Below are 17,014 nucleotides of genomic sequence, written 5' to 3' on the forward strand. Positions count from 1 at the left end.
AAGGAGATGTCTCAGTGCGCACAGTAGGACTAATTGTTGAGTATAACCCATTTCACAACGGTCATCAATATCATTTACGAGAATCGGTCAAAATAGCACAAGCCGACACCGTTGTCGCCGTCATGAGCGGACATTTTCTGCAGCGAGGCGAACCGGCCGTTATGGATAAATGGGCACGGACGGAAGCCGCACTACGCGGCGGCTGCGATCTTGTCATTGAACTGCCCACTGCCTATGCTACTCAAGCAGCAGAATGGTTCGCCTATGGCGCTGTCTCACTACTTGAAGCTACAGGCGTCGTGGACGCGTTCTGCTTCGGTACAGAGAGCGGCGAGATCGAAGCTCTGCAACAGGCTGCGCGGTTAATCGCCCAAGAGCCTCCTGAATTCCAACAACTGCTGCATGAGGCCTTGGAGGGAGGCATCAGCTATCCGAGCGCATACAGCTCTGCTGTTGCATCCTATCTAACTTCTATCGGCAATCATGAAGCAGCAGCCTTCCCGTATGCGCAGCCTAACCATACATTAGGACTCCATTACCTTATTGCACTGGAACGGATCAAAGGCAAGATGGAGCCGCATACCATTCGCCGAGAGAAGTCGGAATACGGCCAAACAACAGTCACAGATCATGCCATTGCCAGTGCAACGGCAATTCGTAAACTGCTGCTTGAAGGCGGCGAGCTTGGCGGCTGCCGCCCTCTTGTTCCAGCTACGACTTATGAAGTGATGAAACGGGAATGGGCAGCAGGAAGAAGTCCTGTAAGCTGGGCGAACTTTGTTCAGCCGCTCATTCATACTGCCGTTACGCAGACGCCTGAACAGCTCTCAGGTTATCGCGAGATCATGGAAGGGCTGGAGCATCGTGTTCTTAATACACTGCCAAAGCTCGATCAGATCGGCTTCGAACCTCTTCTAGAAGCTTTAAAGACCAAACGTTACACCAGAACCAAGCTGCAGAGAGCTCTTCTTTCTATTCTGCTCCATCATAAGAAAGAAGATTTTACAGCTGAGAAGCTGGCAGCCGGGGTTGAATATATTCGGGTGCTGGGCTTTACAGCGAAAGGACAACAGCTGCTGCGCCGGATGCGGTCTGAGGCCACACTGCCTGTCCTCTTAAGCGCTGCAAGATCTCCTGTGCAGTCTCGGTACCTCGAGCTTGATACACAGGCTACAGCAGCTTTTATGCTGGCACAGCCTGGTCACACATCCGCAGCTGCGATGTTTCGAGATTTTACGGACAAGCCGATAATAATTGAATAATTATAGCTAGTTTGCAGCAAATTCAATCGCTGCTATTGCGGTTTCCAGCGAGGTGACAGGTACAACCTTCATCTCGCTGTGAAGTTCTTTCGCTTTAGCCGCCGCTTCTGCGTAATTTGCTTCTGGTGCCAGGAACAGCTGCGCACCAGCTTCGTGAGCTGCTACAATTTTATATGTAATGCCCCCGATTCCCCCTACTCTACCCTCAGCAGAAATAGTACCAGTGCCTGCAATTCGAAGCCCTTCCGTCAAATCTTTATCTAATAATAGATTCAGAGATTGCAGCGTGAACATCAGACCGGCTGAAGGACCACCGATATCTTCGGCTTTTATTGTAATTTGATTGGATGGATTTGTTGGGTGAACTACCTCCGTACTAGTTGTATAAGGTATCCCTGCATAAATATAAGCCGCTTCGATCGCAGAGTTCTGTGAAGCAAGCATATCGAGGGCCATTAGATCAAGATAGTCTTTTTCCGACTTCCCCTTCATTACCGAATCTTTGCTGTAAACAACAAAATCCTTCTTCCATGCTGCTTCAATGACCTGCCAATACTTTGCATCCGTCAGCTTGATCGTGGTTAATAGAAAGGCTCCACGCTCCCCCGCTTCCGTCGAATGGGACGCTGATGCTTCACCCGTTCCAAGCTGCACAAGCGGCTCTGTCTCGAAAGCAAGGCCAGGTTCATAGATAACTAGTGGTGTTGGTGCATAAATAACAACCCATAACATCACTGCAATGAGAACAACACCAAGCGCTTGTCTTGTCCTTCCGCTCAATCGAAAACCCTTAATGGCATATCCCCTCCTTGATGGACAATGGTCTATCCCTTTCACTAGGCGCGTACAATGGAAAAGACCCCAGTTTGTCCGAATAATCCCCTCATTTAATGAAAAATCCGTCTTAATGGAGTTGATAAATATATGGCACGCACAATTCTATATGCGGCGATCTCCATTCTGCTAGTCGCTGCGATCATTCGTCAGCCAGATGAGGCATTTCAAGCTTCTCTGCAAGGGCTGACCATTTGGTGGAACATTGTTTTCCCTGGTCTCTTGCCGTTCCTAGTGCTATTCGAGCTTATCGTGGCCTTTGGCCTCATTCATGGCTTTGGTGTACTCCTTAAACCAATCATGCGAGGGCTGTTCAAACTGCCGGGAGAAGCCGCGCTGCCTCTTCTGCTAGGGTGGTTGTCCGGGCATCAAGCCGGTGCGGAAGCAACGGCAGCTTTGCGCCGCGATAATCTTATAACAAGAAGCGAAGGGCAAAGACTGCTTGCCCTTTCTCATATGCCGAACCCACTCTTTATGCTGGTTGTCATTGGAGCAGGCTTCCTGCATCGCCCCGAGCTTGGCCTGTTTATCGCCATTATCGTATGGTTGTCCGCCCTATGCACAGCATTATGGATTTCTCTATTTGGTGAACGCCGAGCTAAAAGCATGAGTAAGGATCAAAAGACAAGCATGCTCGACATTGCAGCTGACGCAATTGTGACAAGCCGTGACCGCGATGGACGCAGCTTCGGCAAGGCTCTTGGGGACGCAGTGTCATTTGGTGTACAGAAGCTTCTTATCGTTGGCGGCTTCATGATCTTCGCCGCCGTGGTAGCCAGATTGGCCCTGCCGCTTATCATTCATGCTTTGCCAAGCGGGATCGCTGAGCTGGTATTGCCTGCTTTGCTAGAGAGCCATATCGGTGCATACGCGGCTGCTGTATGGCAAGGTCCAGGCGTAAGCACCGCAGTAAGTGCCGCCGCCATTGCTGCCGTTCTTGCTTGGAGTGGTATAAGTGCTCTGCTTCAAGCTGGTTATGCCATTACAGGCACCGACTTAAAGCTGATGCCGCTTATTTGGGTCAAGCTCCTTCATGCCATACACGCTGCCGTATTAGCCCTCCTTTTGTGGAAACCAGTCCAGACTGTAATAACATTGCTGCCTAGTCGGTTAACGGATGCAACCGCAGCTATGCTTCAGGACGGTGTATCCTGGAATCGTCCGTCCAACGCATACGAGGCCGTCACCGCACTTGGCATCCCATCGATCTGGCCGTATACGCTGACGGCCGCGGCCGTTCTTGCTATTATGTTCGCAGCAATAAGAGTTATCTCTCCTCGAGCTAAACGCTAGCCCTTTGCTTGCTTCTCTTTATATTTTTCAACCAAACGATGCTCGATTGGAGGAGGAACAAGCACGGATATCGACCCTCCAAACATCGCGATTTCCTTCACGATACTAGAGCTAAGATATGAGAATTTCGGATTCGTCATCATGAAGATTGTTTCAATCTCGTCATCCAGCAATTGATTGGTTGATGCAAGCGTCAACTCATACTCGAAGTCCGTAACGGAGCGGATACCACGCACAATCGTATTCGCCTTGCGAGATTTCATAAATCGAACCAGCAGATCTCGGAAGCTGTCAATCGTCACATTAGGAATATCGCTTGTTATCTCCTGCAGCATCTCTTTGCGCTCATCTACAGTGAACATTGGACTTTTGCTCGTGTTGTTAAGCACCGCGACAATCAAGTGATCGAACTGCTTCGCTGAACGGCGGATGATATCAAGATGACCTAATGTTGGTGGATCAAAGCTCCCTGGATATACAGCTACACGGCTGCTATGCTCATTCATTTGCATCGGTATTTCCTCCATCTGTGCTGCCAGGCGAATAACGGTATAGAGTCACAGCCGTATCGCCATATTTTTGTTTTCTCAGTAATGTAAAATGTTCAATATGATCCGGATATTCATGACCAGCATCATGTTCTACAACAATCGTTGCCCCATCTTCCAGCAAAGATCGCTGCGCCATATCTACGATAAGCTCGTCCATATGTATTAAGCGGTAAGGCGGGTCGAGAAATACGATCGAAAAGGCAATGCCGCGCTTTTCCAGCAGCTTAACTGCCCGCTCCGCATCATTACGGTAAATCTCCGCATGTCTTCCCATTCCTGCCGCTTCGGTATTTAATTTGATAATATCGATACTTATTTTTTCTCGGTCGATAAAGATCGTCCGCTCGATGCCTCTGCTCCAAGCTTCTATACCGAGTCCGCCGGTGCCTGCGAATAAATCAAGCGCTAGTCCACCGTCGAAAAACGGTCCAATCATGCTGAATATCGCTTCCTTCACCTTATCGGTCGTAGGTCGCGTATTCATACCTGGTACCGCCTTTAGCGTGCGGCCTTTTGCCGCTCCCGCAATGACTCTCACTGCATATTGCTCCCTTCCTCTACTGTCGATGCCTATCGTACCACACTTTCCCTTGGATTATAAAGGCACCTGAAAGCTGCTTATGAAAGGGCAATAATTATTTTTTACCGCAAAATGTATAATCCCCCACAAAGCGGACAAAATAAAATCATCGGCGTCGGAAGATGCCGTAGACAACCGCGGAGAAGACTTACGTTTCCCCATAAGCTCTTCGTCCGGTTTCTCCTCTCCCATGAAAGGACGCTCAGAAATGAGCGTCCGATTTTTTTTGCTCTTCTACTCATTTATTAGCCGTAACTGGAATCGTATAAAAAGCCCTCAACCCATTTGCGTTCACATACCACACTACTTGATTGTTTATGACAATAGGCTGACTATCAGACAACAGAAAATGATCAAGACTCTGAATTCCCCCTAGCACATTGCCGTTCCCGTCTATATATACATATTTCAATCCGGATGGATTGCCTTCTTTAGTAAACTCCTGCCACATGACAATCAATTTGTCATCATTAATCTTAACCAGCTTTGGAATAGACGCGAACAACTCACTAGCTGTATAAGAGGCGAGCTTTACTATTTTTACTGCGCTGGCTTGCATATTGTTCCGGGGCAGAAGTGTCAGAATGATATCTCTGCGATCCACAGGTAAACCTTTCATTTCGTATGACGTGTATTCAGTCACCCTAGAATGATCGATCGTGTTCATAGCCGTAATATAATTGGAGGCAGACATCTCAAACCCGCCAATCGAAACTCCTGTCGTATTTGCACCTATGGCACCGGGGATTTTGAACAGATCCGTTTCTTCGTATGTTGTTCCGTCGCCTTTATGTAAAGCGATCGAGCGCGGATAGGCATCCCCATGATCCAGAAGAACTTGTTCATTACCATCAAAAAGTACATATTGATCAAATGAATGACTAACGTGATTACTTTGGAAACGTCCAAGATTATTGATTACTTTCATCTCTGATGTATCAACAATAATGGTCAGCTGGGATTGATGATTTAACCCATCCTCTGTCGTATACCTTTCACGGGAAGTGTGAAACACTAGCGTATCACCGTTTTCGGCCATTCTTCCAGCGGCAGCATTGAACGGAACCGTGGTAAAGCTCTCTTCACCTTTTACAGATACACTGTCTATCCGATTAAAGCTCTTATCATAACGAACGATACGGATAACTTCCTTATTATCGTTTTCTTCATGGTTTTCTTGACCATAGGCGACATAATAATTTTTTGCACCGCTATAAAATCCGCCGAATAACGGAAGCTCGTTATCAATACTTTTTTGAGCAACAAGACGATATTGACTGTCATACGTTTCAATGGTGACTTTATTTTCTTTCTCTTCAATAACGCTGACCATGCCGTCATCATTATGAGTAAGGTAAGATTTTATTGTTTCTTTCCATCGCGGATACCTAGACGAGACGGTATTGTCAGACGGAGCAAATGCCGTTGTTACTCGATAGGAGTTGTCTGCTAGATTCGAAAACAGCAGTATCTCGTTCTCCACTCCGTTGAAGCTGACTTCAAATGGGATTAACTTACCCAAATCTCTTAATTTGAAATAATTGCTTCCTTCCTTATTGTAAGCCTGAATAGGTACGGCTTTCCCGTCTACAAACAGCGTGGAATCTGTCGGCTTGACCATGTAGTTCATATTAGATTGGAAAACTGGATCGTCATCTTCTTTTGTAACGGAATATGGTTTGCCCGTATGTATTTCCACCGCATTGTGCTCACTGCTCCAGCTAACATTGAACTGACTAGGTGTACCTGAGAAAGCAGAAGCTAGATCACGAAGCTTGAAATAATTGCTCCCTTGAATCGTAAGGCCATCCAACTGGACAGGCTCTCCATTTAACTTGATCGAACTAATCAAACCCGTGGCTTTCATATAGCTATCAGCGGCATAAGTCGTTGTACCAGTAAAACCTAAACATAAAACAAGAAATAAACTAACTATCTTTCTCACCTTAATACCTCCGATTAGATAAGTCTTGTTTCCAAATTTAACTATTCTATTCTTGCTACTAAAATCCTGTAATGTGATTCTATTTCCCCACTGCAAATTACACTAGTTTTGGTATATAGTTACATTACCAATTATTAGTTAGGAGGTTCATATACGGTTATGAATAACATCGGAAGCTATTTAATCCCCCTGCTTATCATCCTGTTCGTGATGTACAGACGCTTCAGACGGACAATTGGCTTTCAGCCCTTCCAGCCTCGCAGGCTGAGATTTCGAATCGGTCTTTTTAGTGTAATTGGCATTCTTCTGCTTGCTACCGGGTATTCTCATCCAGCCATTTACCTATCCGATGCATTAGGTATCGCCTGTGGTGCTGTCATTGCCTACTTTGCCATTAAACACAGTCGATTCGAGCTTCGTGACAACTCGCTATTTTATCGGACACATATCGGCATTGAGACGTTTGTGGTCCTATTATTCATCGGACGGGTTGCATTCCGGATTGTCGACATGGTCGGAAATGGCGGTCCAGCTGCTGTCAATCCTGCCATGACCAGTGATACTGCCGAGCTTCAGCATTACACGAATGATCCACTGACAGCAATCACTTTCTTCCTCCTGGTTGCCTACTACATCGGGTATTATACGTTTATTATTCGTCGGAGCGATCAGCAAGTGATTGCTTGATTCCGTCAGTCAGCTATCAACCCACACATCACCTGTGCCGAGTGACATATGATACTCAGGGACGTACAAACCTCAGCAAGGGGTGAGCGTGGTCATGCCTGTCTATCGTATTATTGTCGATTTGTCGGACCGAATGCTTCATTTACTGGATGGAAATATCGTTGTACACTCCTATCCCGTTGGGATTGGACGAATGGTTACTCAAACACCAACCGGCGAATATAAGATCATTAATAAACAAGAGAATCCGGGCGGACCATTTGGCGTGTTATGGATGGGGCTATCCAAGCCTCATTACGGCATTCATGGAACCAATGATCCTTCCTCAATCGGAGGATACGTCTCCCATGGCTGTATAAGGATGTATAACGAAGATGTTCTCGCCTTATCCCCTCTAACGCCCGTCGGAACAAGAGTCACGATCCGGCCATGAAAAAACAGCGGCAATCTCCTCTTACGGGAGATCTGTCGCTTTTAACGTGACGGTCTGGGTCGCCTGCTCCCAAACGGCCTTTTTATTCAAAACGGCAGCAAGGTCCCTCACCGCTACATACCCTGTCGAGATATCCAATCGCGAATCCAGCTCCTGTCCGTTGACCGTTACCTTTCCTTTCTGCCAGTCAATTACTGCACCTAATGATTCACCTAACGCACGAGCAGCAACCCAGGTTGTCCCTGCATCATAATAACCAACAGCAACGACAAGTCCGTCCGCAAGAATAGGAATTGTTGTCGAGGCTTTAAACATCGTGGTAGAGGCAGCTGAGGCAAAAGCATTGTCGTATTGCTTCAGTGAATATTGGTTGATCAGAGCAATTAATTTATTCGGGTAAGATGGATCTGTCGCATACTGGCTTACATAAAGCATATTGGCTTGCTGCTCTGGGGTAACAGCTGCCCGGACACGGAGATAACGGGAGGTTGCGAAGAGCAGATCTTGATCTTTCATAAAATGATACACGCTGCTATAAGCTCGGAAAGCTGCATTCATGCTTACATTCCTGCCATCAACAACCTCCCAGGTTCCTCTCACCACCGCATCTCCATGCCAGTAAGCATTGGGTTTGCCACTGCCTACTTTAATTCCCCCTAGGTTATACCAAGGATGAATTACACCGCCTGTCTCCAGAATACATTGCGCAATCCGAAGAGATGGGAAGATCGTAGAGCCCTCGCGCCTTACCTGGCATACAGTCGGTACAAGTGCCGCTATAAATTGCGATCTTGTTAATGGTGTCATTCCTTTCTCCTCCTCTCCTAGCAAACAAAATACGAGATATACTAGTTTATGGAAGCACATTCCAGCGTGTAACGGCCTACCACCAATTTGATGCAAAAAAACTCCGTTAAGCCTAGGGTTGGCCTAACGGAGCGAATATTACAGCTTATAAAATTCTCGCGTATTATGTAACAGCTGCTCACGGACAATTTGTTCCTGAAGCTGTTTGATTGCTGCAATCTGAGCACATACATCATGAACAAATTCTGGCGCAGTAGCTCTTCCTTCATAAGGACCTTCGAACGGCCAAGGGCCATCCGTCTCCACCATCATTTGTTCTAACGGATAACGCTCTACCAGCTCTCTAATCTCATCCTCATACGCAACATCCGGTGTAATGGAGATATAATAGCCGGAACGAATCATCCGCTCAACCGTTGCCTTATCTCCCTTAAACCAATGAAAATGGACCCGCTTCACCTGATGGTGTTCCATGATGTCGCAAGCTTTTACTCCATCCCCATATACCGCATGCAAAACAATTGGCCGGTCCAGCTCTGCCGCAAGTGCCGCAAAGCGATCCAGCAATACCAGATAAGGCCCTTCGTCGAAAGCAACTCCATCCGCTTCAGCAGTAGTACGGGAATAATACGGCAGGCCTACTTCACCAATTGCAAAAGATTCTCCTTCAGCATGCTTCTCCCGAATCCAGGCATACAGCTCAAGCTCTTCCACTTCTGATAGAACAGGCTGCTCCGGGTGAAAACCATAAGCAGGGTGTACCTGACCCGGGAATTGTTTCGCAAGCCTTTCGTTCTCCTTACAGGAGGCCAAATGCATAGACACCGCAATGACAGCTTCAATTCCCGCTTCAAATGCCCGTTGCAGCATCGGAACCCTGTCCACTTCTTCGTAGTGATCAAGATGAATATGGGCATCTATTGCCCGATAATGATTCCTCATTTTACCGCCGCCTCCCCCTGATACAGCAGCTCCTGAATCCGCTCCTTCAGCTCATTAAACTGCGGCTCTTTCCATAGCTGCGCTGGTCGTGGTCTGGCAAAAGGAACTGATATTTCTTCTACAATCGATGCTGGCGCAGCAGACAGTACTAGAATGCGATCCGATAGTAACAGCGCTTCTTCAATGCTATGCGTCACGAATAGAACCGCTCTTCTATTCTCCTCCCACATCGCCATCAGCCACTGCTGCATCTGCTGTCTGGTCAGGGCATCCAGCGCGCCAAACGGTTCATCGAGCAGCATCAACGGCTGTGGAGAGAGCAGCGCCCGCAGAAAAGATACTCGCTGCTGCATGCCGCCTGACAATACATGCGGATAAGCATCTGCATACTCAAGCAGGCCAATCCGATCCAGCCATTCCCGTGCCATTTTGACTGATAGCTTCTTCTCTACACCAGCAATTTGAATAGCAAGCTCAATGTTGGCACTCACCGATCGCCAAGGCATTAAGGAAGCTTGCTGAGGCATATACGAGATATGCCCTCGGCTGCCTGTCGTCTCTTTTCCGCCGATCCATACTTCACCAGCTGTCGGCTTCTCAAGACCCCCAATCAATTGGAACAGTGTTGTCTTCCCACTGCCGGAAGGGCCAATAAGGGAGACGAACTCATTCTCTCCAACCGTTAAAGATATTCCATCCAATACGGTTTTCTTACCGGAATCAAATGCCTTTCGAATCCCCTTCAGCTCCAAAGCTGGAATTGTCATCCCTTCCTCTCTCCTTTCACCGGGCGCCACCTGATAACAAGCCTTTCCACTGCAGCCACAGCACCAAATAGAACAAGGCTGAGCAGCACGATCAGCAGCACAGCAGCAAATACTCTAGCCGGCTCATAGCCTTTTGAAGACAAGATCATATAATGACCGAGTCCTTTTTCTGCCCCAAGCCATTCCGCTACAATAGCACTAAGCACGGCATACGACGCAGCGATTTTGAGTCCGGAAAATAAATGAGTAACCGCATTTGGCAGCTCTAGCCTCAGGAATACTGTCCAATTGCCCGCTCCTATCATACGCATATAATTGCGCAGTCCAAGATCCGTATCCTTAAAACCGTTCAGCATAGCAAGTGAGACGGGGAAGAAACAGACAATCCAGACCAGAATAAGCTTTGGCAGCACACCGTAACCAAGCCAGATTGTAAGAATCGGACCAATCGCAATGACCGGTACATTCTGTGATACAACTAGCAGAGGATAAACGGCTCTTCGAACGAATGGAATGAGATGTAGTACAGCGGCAAGTATAAAACCGGCCAGCGCACCGCCGGCAAATCCAATCAAAGCAAGCTGTACGGTTGCCGAAGCGTTATCCATTAGACGCGGCCAGCTATCTATTATTTCTTTCCATATCGATAGTGGTGAAGGCAACTCCCATGCAGGCACGAGACCGTCATCCACCGATAATTGCCAAGCTGCAAGCAGGATGATGACTAATGCAGCAGAAGGCCAAATCGCTTTCAAGCTGCTCCAGCCTTTATTGCCCATCTGGATATTTCTCCAACAATCTTCCCATGGAAGCCCCATTGGCCGGGTTGAAATAAATTTTCACCTGCGAGATAACCGAAGGGCAACCCATCTCTGTCATTGCTTCGTTCATCTTCTCTACAACCTGAAGCAAATAAGACAGTTCCCCTTCCATCGTCGTCTCTAGTGGTGCAACGCGATAGGGAACGCCGGAAGCTTTAATAATTTCAATTGCACGATCAACAAATGGAATGACACTTTCCCCGTTAGGTGTAGTTGGTAAGATTTGAATGCTTACAAGCGCGTTAGCCATGAATAGCTCCCCTTTTCCTTATTATCGTCCTGATTTCTCCTGTACTAACCTTAAGCCTTCGGCAAAAAATCGTTCGTGAATGCTTTATCCGCATCAAGCTCTTTCTCGAGCAGCTTATGGTCGAACATCCACTGTGAGTAATTAACCCATACTTCCTTCTTCTGAATGCCCCATTGTGAAGCATCATCTGTATATTTCGGACTCAGCCACTTCTGGCTGGCTCGAACCAAGTCTGCGTTCAAGTCCGGCTCTGCTTTAATGAGAACTGCAGCAGCATCCTCAGGATGGTCAATGGCATACTGATAACCTTGAGCTGCACCTGCAACAAAAGCTTTTACAATCTCCGGTTTCTCCTCAATCATCTTCTCGTTTGTCTCAAGCAGTGGTGTATAGTAATCCAGCTTGTCACTGTAATCGGTCAAATAAACCATGTTCAGCTTCTCGCCGCGAAGTTCTGCCTCCACGCCTGTCCAAGCATAATAAATCCATGCGAAATCAATATCCCGCTTCACCGCTGTGAAGAAATCGGTATCGCCGATGCTTAACATCTTGACCTTGGACACATCCGCATTCTCTTCCTGCATAAGTGAACCAATAACGGCTTCTTCTACAGGTGCTCCCCAGCCGCCGTACGTTTTACCTTCGAACTTCTTCGGCGAGTCGATGCCCTTCGCTGCAGGCGAAGCAAAGCCGGATGTATTATGCTGGATAACAGCTGCAACCGATACAAGCGGCAGGCCAGCAATCCGTGCCATCGTTAACGATTCCTGATAACCGACGCCAAATTCCGCTCCACCTGCTGCGACCATTTTATCCGCACCATCTTGGCCGGGCTGAATAATCTCAACATCAAGACCCTGCTGCTTGAAATACCCCTTATCCCGTGCTACATAAAGGCCAGTATGATTCGTGTTAGGTGTCCAATCCAGAACGACCTTTACTTTCGTCAATGGCTGCTCACTTGCCGCCCCATTCTCCACCGTTTCATTATTATTCTTGTTGGATCCGCAGCCTGCCAGCATAATAACAACGGCCAGCATGGAAGATAGGGCAACGATCCCCTTTGACTTTTTACTCCGATTACTTGTTTCCATCTTGCTCTCCCTCTCTCTTGTTAGCTTTGACGTTTGCAATGGCCTTACCACCCTCTGAACAATAAAAAAAGTCCCCCGAATCCGGAGGACATACATTTCGTCAGCTTTATTACAGGTTTGCTCCATTCCACTTGCAATGGAAAACAGTCCTATATGACAAATTCCTACGCTGGCATTATCCAGATCAGGTATAAGGGTCGGAATTTTCGTCGGAATTCCCTCTCAGCTAGCCTCAACCAGCTCCCCGGAGCTATTCAATTACGTCAGTAAATCTCATTATACCCCTTCTTTCCGAAAAAGCCAGCTTCGATTTAGACAAAAGCCGCTTTTACAGCTAGTAGGTTGTTGTCCTTATAACCATTAGATTGGCATGAATAGAATATAGTCGAGTGCATATCCGCTATTAACGAGAGGATTGAACCGGGGTGAAAAGACGACATAAGTCTAATAAAAAGCTAAAACGCGCGAATAAAGCGAAGCCCAGGAAACGGAAAACAAATGGTCGGTCAAAAGCAGCCAGCCGACGTTCCACTAAGCGGCAAGCAAGCTGGAAATCTCGGCGTTCACGCCGCTCTTACCGCAAAGTCCCAGCTAACAACCTACCAATAACACCTGTTGTTGAACCTCCGTCCCGAGAACCTGGTGTAAATATCGTAGGGTTCATTCATGCTGAGATGGGAATAGGTGAATCCTCCCGGCTTGCAGCAAAAGCGGTGGACACAGCCTCCATTCCGTTTGGCGTCATTAATTTCCCACTAGCGGTTGCTTCAAGAATGTCCGACTACAGCTGGTCGCATAAGCTCCTGGAGAAAGCCCGCTATAATACGAATATATTCCATATGAATGCCGACTTCATGCGTCCAGCCTATGAGCATTTTGGCGACGAATTATTCGGAAATCGATATAACATCGGCTATTGGCACTGGGAGCTTCCAGAGTTTCCGGATGAACATATGGAAGGTTTCAATCATGTCAATGAGATATGGGTTTGCAGCAAGTTCGTTGCAACCTCAATCTCCAAACGGTCGAATGTACCCGTCATTACGATTCCTCACTGTATCCAGGTGCAAGTAGCGCCTCATGTTAACCGTTCCACCTTTGGTCTGCCGGAAAATCGTTTCCTGTTTCTCATGATGTACGATGTACAAAGCTCAACGCTCCGTAAAAATCCCGAGGCTGTAATTGAGGCTTTTAAGCTGGCCTTTGAGAAGAACGATCAACGGGTCGGACTCGTGCTAAAAGTAAATAATGCGGATTTCCGGCCGAATGAGCTTGTCGAGCTTAAGAAGTCACTTGCGGAAAGAAGCAATATGTATTTAATCGACAAAGGGTTGTCGAGGTATGAGGTCAATGCGTTGCTGCAATGCACCGACAGTTACGTCTCCTTACATCGAGCTGAAGGCTTTGGCCTTGGCCTCGCTGAAGCTATGTATTTAGGGAAACCGGTTATTGCAACAAACTGGTCAGGAAATACGGAATTTATGAACTCCAACAATTCCTGTCCTGTCTCCTTCCAGCTCACCAATATCGGTCAGGACTGGGGACCATACAAAAGCCATCAAATCTGGGCAGAGCCTAATATACGGCATGCAGCGGATTATATGCAGCGGCTTGTTACCGATACACGCTGGCGCGAAAGCATTGCGGCAAGCGGAATGCGGACGATCCATAATGAATTTTCGCCGGCGGTTATCGGACAAAGAATTAAAAACAGGCTCAAAGAGCTGCATTTAATCTGAAGCAAAACGAGGCTTAGGCCCGGTCGCGGCATTACGCCTTCTACTGGGTCTAAGCCTCTATTAAGCCAGTTCTGTCCGCCAATAACGCAATAAATCCTCCAGTGACTGCTCAAAAGAAATTTCAGGCTTCCATCCGGTTTGCTTATGAAACTTGGAGTAGTCGCCAACCAGCACCTTTACATCAGATGGCCTAAGTCTGGATTTGTCTTCTTCAATCGTAATTGTCGCCGTACTGTACCCAAGCAGCGTCTGCAGCACTTCACGAATCTCGTGACATTGACCAGATGCAATATTATAAATCTCTCCGGCCTCACAGTATTGAAGCGCCATGCGATAGGCTCTGACTACATCTCTGACATCTGTGAAATCCCGCTGAGCATCTAAATTACCCACATAGAGAACAGGTGGTTTCAAACCCATCTCGATTTCTACAATTTGCTTCGCAAAATTAGAAGTTACGAACTGCTCTCCTCTACGCGGCCCAGTATGGTTGAAGGTTCGGGTCCGGATAATATGCTGGCCGAAGGTTTTGTAATATTGATAGCCTAAATAGTTTTGCGCAATTTTGCTCACCGCATAAGGGCTTATCGGACGCAGTGGATTCGTCTCCTTAACCGGCACTTCATCCTCTTCTACTTGCCCGTACTCCTCACTCGAGCAGGCAATCAGTACTTTAGAGGTTAATCCTAGCTTTCTAACCGCTTCCAGCAGGTGGATCTGTCCTAATATATTATTGATCATCGTCTCTGCCGGAGAATCCCAGGATACAGGTACATAGCTTTGGGCGGCTAAATGATAGATAAAATCCGGCCGAACCTCTATCATCATCTGTTCTACCGCCTGCGGATCTCTTAACTCGCACTCATACAGGCGTATATCCGGCAGCAGATGGCGAATATGTTGCAGCGAACTATGATTCCGAATCGTACCCGCCACTTCAATCTGCTGCTCAAGCAGATGTTCTGCAAGATGACTGCCTACAAAGCCGTTTATTCCTGTGATAAGTGCTTTCATGTTTGCAGGCCTTCTTGATCCGTATCGAGGGCAGCAATGGCATTCTTAACACTTTGTTCATCTGATTTGCGGCAAATAAGCAAGCCTTCAGCAGTTGATACAATAATTAAATCTTCTATGCCAATTGTGACAATTCGCTGCTGCTCTGTATAGATAATACTGTTGCGGGTGGCGAATGGATAAATCTGACCAAGCATCAAATTTCCGTCTCCATCTGTGCTAAAGATTCGTTCCAATGAAGTCCATGTGCCAACATCATCCCAAATGAATTCAATCGGAATCGTATACAAACGATCCAACTTTTCTACCAAGGCATAATCAATTGAAAGCTTCGGCAGCTTAGCATAAGATAGTCGGAATTCCTCTTCCTTAAGCTCGAAGATAGACCATATCTGAGGTTGAAACTTCATCATATAGGAAGCAATTGTTGAAGGCTTCCATATAAATATACCGCTGTTCCAATATATATTTGGCAGCTCGATTAGTTTCTCCGCTTTTTCTTTCGTTGGTTTCTCGATAAAAGCTTTTACCGCTTTCACGCGTTCCCCGTATTGACTTGCATATTCATCGCTTTCTATCGTTTCAATATAGCCATACCCTGTTTCTGCGCGTGTCGGGACGATGCCAAGCGTAACCACGACTCCGTCCGTCTTGGCTGCATGTTCCGCTGCCCTCAGCGCTTCCATTAATTCCTCTGTCTCTGGAATATACTGATCCGATGGAGCTGTGACTAGTACTTCATCCCGCTCCAGCCGAAGGAAAAAGCTAGCTGTGAGTGCAATACACGGGGCCGTATCTCTTTGATCCGGTTCTATAATAATACGATTGTCTGCGAGCTCAGGCAGCTGTTCCTTTACGATCGGCAAATAATTCTCACTTACGGCAACATAAACATTCTCTTCAGGCAAGCAGGTACGGAATCGCGCGTAGGTCTGCTGAAGCATGGTCGCCTCTTCAGAGGCTAATGTTAAAAATTGCTTCGGCTTCGTTACTGTGCTTCTGGGCCAGAAGCGCGTCCCTTTTCCTCCCGCCATTATGACTGCAATCATCGTAGTTCACCTCGAAACGGTAAATCTCCTTCTATTGAATATTCTCGCGTATTCAAGCCGGAGCTCCTTTCATAACCGGTGCCGGATTGGTAAGTTACATATCTATAACTTATGCTTTAATAGAGTAATCCTAATGGACGAATAGCCAAACCCTACATAAATAAGGCATTTGACGTCGCCCAACTATAAATCATAAGCAAATCTCAGAAATAGGCGTTGGCTCACGGCATATACCGTCTTCTCTATGAATCTCTCATCATATGATGATGTATATCAAATGAAAGGAGATGATTAGATATGGGAGAAACAGGTTTGACTGGTCTTACTGGTCTTACTGGTCTTACTGGTCTTACTGGTCTTACTGGTGCTACTGGTGCTACTGGTCCTACGGGTCCTACGGGTCCTACAGGTCTTACAGGTGCTACTGGCCCTGCTGGTCCAGGAGCTGCAGTATATGGTGACAACGGAGGGATTGTCCCGCTTGGTGCTATCGGCTTACTTCCAGCAACCCCATTTGTGCCAGTGGAAGTTATTGATGTTCCGGTTTTGATCACTTCGGCAGCAGCCAACAAAGTAAAGGTTGACGGAGTCGTCGATGTATTGCTGACTGGCACGATTATTGGCGCATTGCTCAACCCTACTATTACAGTTGATCTGCTGCGTGATGGCGTCGTTGTAGCTACCGTTACGAGTGCGTCCTTCTTAAGCTTAGCTTTAGCTGCAGTTCTTACACTCGAAGTAACGATTCCAATCACCTATTTCGACGTGCTTACAGTAGGAGCTCATGATTACTCACTTGAAGTATCTGTTGACGCGACTGCTGTCGCAATCACAGGCGTTACCGCTTCTGCTCAATACTCTTCGCTTGCAATTTCTGTCGGCGTCTAACCAACCCAAACAGCCTTCCCGTTCATTCGGAGAGGCTGTTCCTCTTACATAACCACTA

18 protein-coding genes and 1 riboswitch are annotated in these 17,014 nt (G+C 47.1%); of the genes, 6 read left to right on the forward strand and 12 right to left on the reverse strand.

Annotation, left to right across the window (positions count from 1 at the left end; all coding sequences use genetic code 11):
* Positions 1-14: 14 nt before the first annotated feature.
* Entirely contained in the window at positions 15-1,262 is a 1,248-nt protein-coding gene (locus tag AC0YNT_RS22290) for a nucleotidyltransferase (RefSeq protein ID WP_475806575.1), read from the forward strand.
* 6 nt (positions 1,263-1,268) lie between these two features.
* On the opposite strand, the gene AC0YNT_RS22295 is transcribed toward AC0YNT_RS22290, so the two are convergent.
* A complete protein-coding gene (locus AC0YNT_RS22295; RefSeq protein WP_475806576.1) occupies positions 1,269-2,042 on the reverse strand; it encodes a S16 family serine protease in 774 nt (257 codons plus the stop codon).
* A 144-nt stretch (positions 2,043-2,186) separates the two neighbouring features.
* Between AC0YNT_RS22295 and AC0YNT_RS22300 the strand changes: the two genes are divergently transcribed.
* Positions 2,187-3,389: a nucleoside recognition domain-containing protein gene (locus AC0YNT_RS22300; RefSeq protein ID WP_475806577.1), complete on the forward strand. Its 1,203-nt coding sequence runs from the start codon at positions 2,187-2,189 to the stop codon at positions 3,387-3,389.
* Here AC0YNT_RS22300 and coaD read toward each other — a convergent pair.
* The 3 genes from coaD to AC0YNT_RS22315 form a co-directional block, all read right to left on the reverse strand.
* On the reverse strand, positions 3,386-3,901 hold the full coding sequence (coaD, locus tag AC0YNT_RS22305; RefSeq protein WP_441896080.1) for a pantetheine-phosphate adenylyltransferase: 516 nt from the start codon (positions 3,899-3,901) through the stop codon (positions 3,386-3,388). The genes AC0YNT_RS22300 and coaD overlap by 4 nt on opposite strands.
* Positions 3,888-4,478: a 16S rRNA (guanine(966)-N(2))-methyltransferase RsmD gene (gene rsmD, locus AC0YNT_RS22310; protein WP_475806578.1), complete on the reverse strand. Its 591-nt coding sequence runs from the start codon at positions 4,476-4,478 to the stop codon at positions 3,888-3,890. Before rsmD ends, coaD begins: the two co-directional genes overlap by 14 nt.
* A gap of 280 nt (positions 4,479-4,758) precedes the next feature.
* Entirely contained in the window at positions 4,759-6,465 is a 1,707-nt protein-coding gene (locus tag AC0YNT_RS22315) for a hypothetical protein (protein WP_475806579.1), read from the reverse strand.
* Positions 6,466-6,624: 159 nt separating this feature from the next.
* Between AC0YNT_RS22315 and AC0YNT_RS22320 the strand changes: the two genes are divergently transcribed.
* The gene (locus AC0YNT_RS22320) at positions 6,625-7,152 is read left to right on the forward strand and encodes a CcdC protein domain-containing protein (RefSeq protein WP_475806580.1); all 528 of its coding nucleotides are present in this window, start codon (positions 6,625-6,627) and stop codon (positions 7,150-7,152) included.
* 94 nt (positions 7,153-7,246) lie between these two features.
* Positions 7,247-7,585 (forward strand): L,D-transpeptidase, encoded by a 339-nt coding sequence (locus AC0YNT_RS22325; RefSeq protein WP_167280800.1) that lies wholly within the window; start codon positions 7,247-7,249, stop codon positions 7,583-7,585.
* A gap of 21 nt (positions 7,586-7,606) precedes the next feature.
* Here the strand turns inward: AC0YNT_RS22325 and AC0YNT_RS22330 are convergent, their stop codons facing one another.
* From AC0YNT_RS22330 to AC0YNT_RS22355, 6 genes are all read right to left on the reverse strand, one after another.
* Positions 7,607-8,392 (reverse strand): glucosaminidase domain-containing protein, encoded by a 786-nt coding sequence (locus AC0YNT_RS22330; RefSeq protein ID WP_475806581.1) that lies wholly within the window; start codon positions 8,390-8,392, stop codon positions 7,607-7,609.
* Positions 8,393-8,530: 138 nt separating this feature from the next.
* On the reverse strand, positions 8,531-9,334 hold the full coding sequence (locus AC0YNT_RS22335) for a TatD family hydrolase (RefSeq protein WP_475806582.1): 804 nt from the start codon (positions 9,332-9,334) through the stop codon (positions 8,531-8,533).
* Entirely contained in the window at positions 9,331-10,101 is a 771-nt protein-coding gene (locus AC0YNT_RS22340) for an ABC transporter ATP-binding protein (protein ID WP_475806583.1), read from the reverse strand. The genes AC0YNT_RS22335 and AC0YNT_RS22340 overlap by 4 nt, the downstream gene beginning before the upstream one ends.
* Positions 10,098-10,880, reverse strand: coding sequence for an ABC transporter permease (locus AC0YNT_RS22345; RefSeq protein WP_475806584.1), 783 nt, complete (start codon positions 10,878-10,880; stop codon positions 10,098-10,100). Before AC0YNT_RS22345 ends, AC0YNT_RS22340 begins: the two co-directional genes overlap by 4 nt.
* Entirely contained in the window at positions 10,870-11,172 is a 303-nt protein-coding gene (locus tag AC0YNT_RS22350; RefSeq protein ID WP_475806585.1) for a thiamine-binding protein, read from the reverse strand. The genes AC0YNT_RS22345 and AC0YNT_RS22350 overlap by 11 nt, the downstream gene beginning before the upstream one ends.
* A 50-nt stretch (positions 11,173-11,222) precedes the next feature.
* Positions 11,223-12,266: an ABC transporter substrate-binding protein gene (locus AC0YNT_RS22355; RefSeq protein WP_475806586.1), complete on the reverse strand. Its 1,044-nt coding sequence runs from the start codon at positions 12,264-12,266 to the stop codon at positions 11,223-11,225.
* Between the two features lie 143 nt (positions 12,267-12,409).
* Positions 12,410-12,523, reverse strand: a riboswitch (TPP riboswitch).
* A gap of 168 nt (positions 12,524-12,691) precedes the next feature.
* Here AC0YNT_RS22355 and AC0YNT_RS22360 point away from each other — a divergent pair.
* A complete protein-coding gene (locus AC0YNT_RS22360) occupies positions 12,692-14,005 on the forward strand; it encodes a glycosyltransferase (protein ID WP_475806587.1) in 1,314 nt (437 codons plus the stop codon).
* Positions 14,006-14,065: 60 nt separating this feature from the next.
* Here AC0YNT_RS22360 and AC0YNT_RS22365 read toward each other — a convergent pair whose 3' ends face one another.
* Complete coding sequence (locus AC0YNT_RS22365; RefSeq protein ID WP_475806588.1) at positions 14,066-15,019, reverse strand: GDP-mannose 4,6-dehydratase; 954 nt, start codon at positions 15,017-15,019, stop codon at positions 14,066-14,068.
* Complete coding sequence (locus AC0YNT_RS22370) at positions 15,016-16,068, reverse strand: mannose-1-phosphate guanylyltransferase (RefSeq protein WP_475806589.1); 1,053 nt, start codon at positions 16,066-16,068, stop codon at positions 15,016-15,018. Before AC0YNT_RS22370 ends, AC0YNT_RS22365 begins: the two co-directional genes overlap by 4 nt.
* A gap of 297 nt (positions 16,069-16,365) precedes the next feature.
* Here AC0YNT_RS22370 and AC0YNT_RS22375 point away from each other — a divergent pair, with 297 nt between their 5' ends.
* On the forward strand, positions 16,366-16,956 hold the full coding sequence (locus tag AC0YNT_RS22375) for a hypothetical protein (RefSeq protein WP_475806590.1): 591 nt from the start codon (positions 16,366-16,368) through the stop codon (positions 16,954-16,956).
* The last annotated feature ends 58 nt before the right edge of the window (positions 16,957-17,014 follow it).

It is taken from the genome of Paenibacillus sp. J22R56, assembly GCF_056269375.1.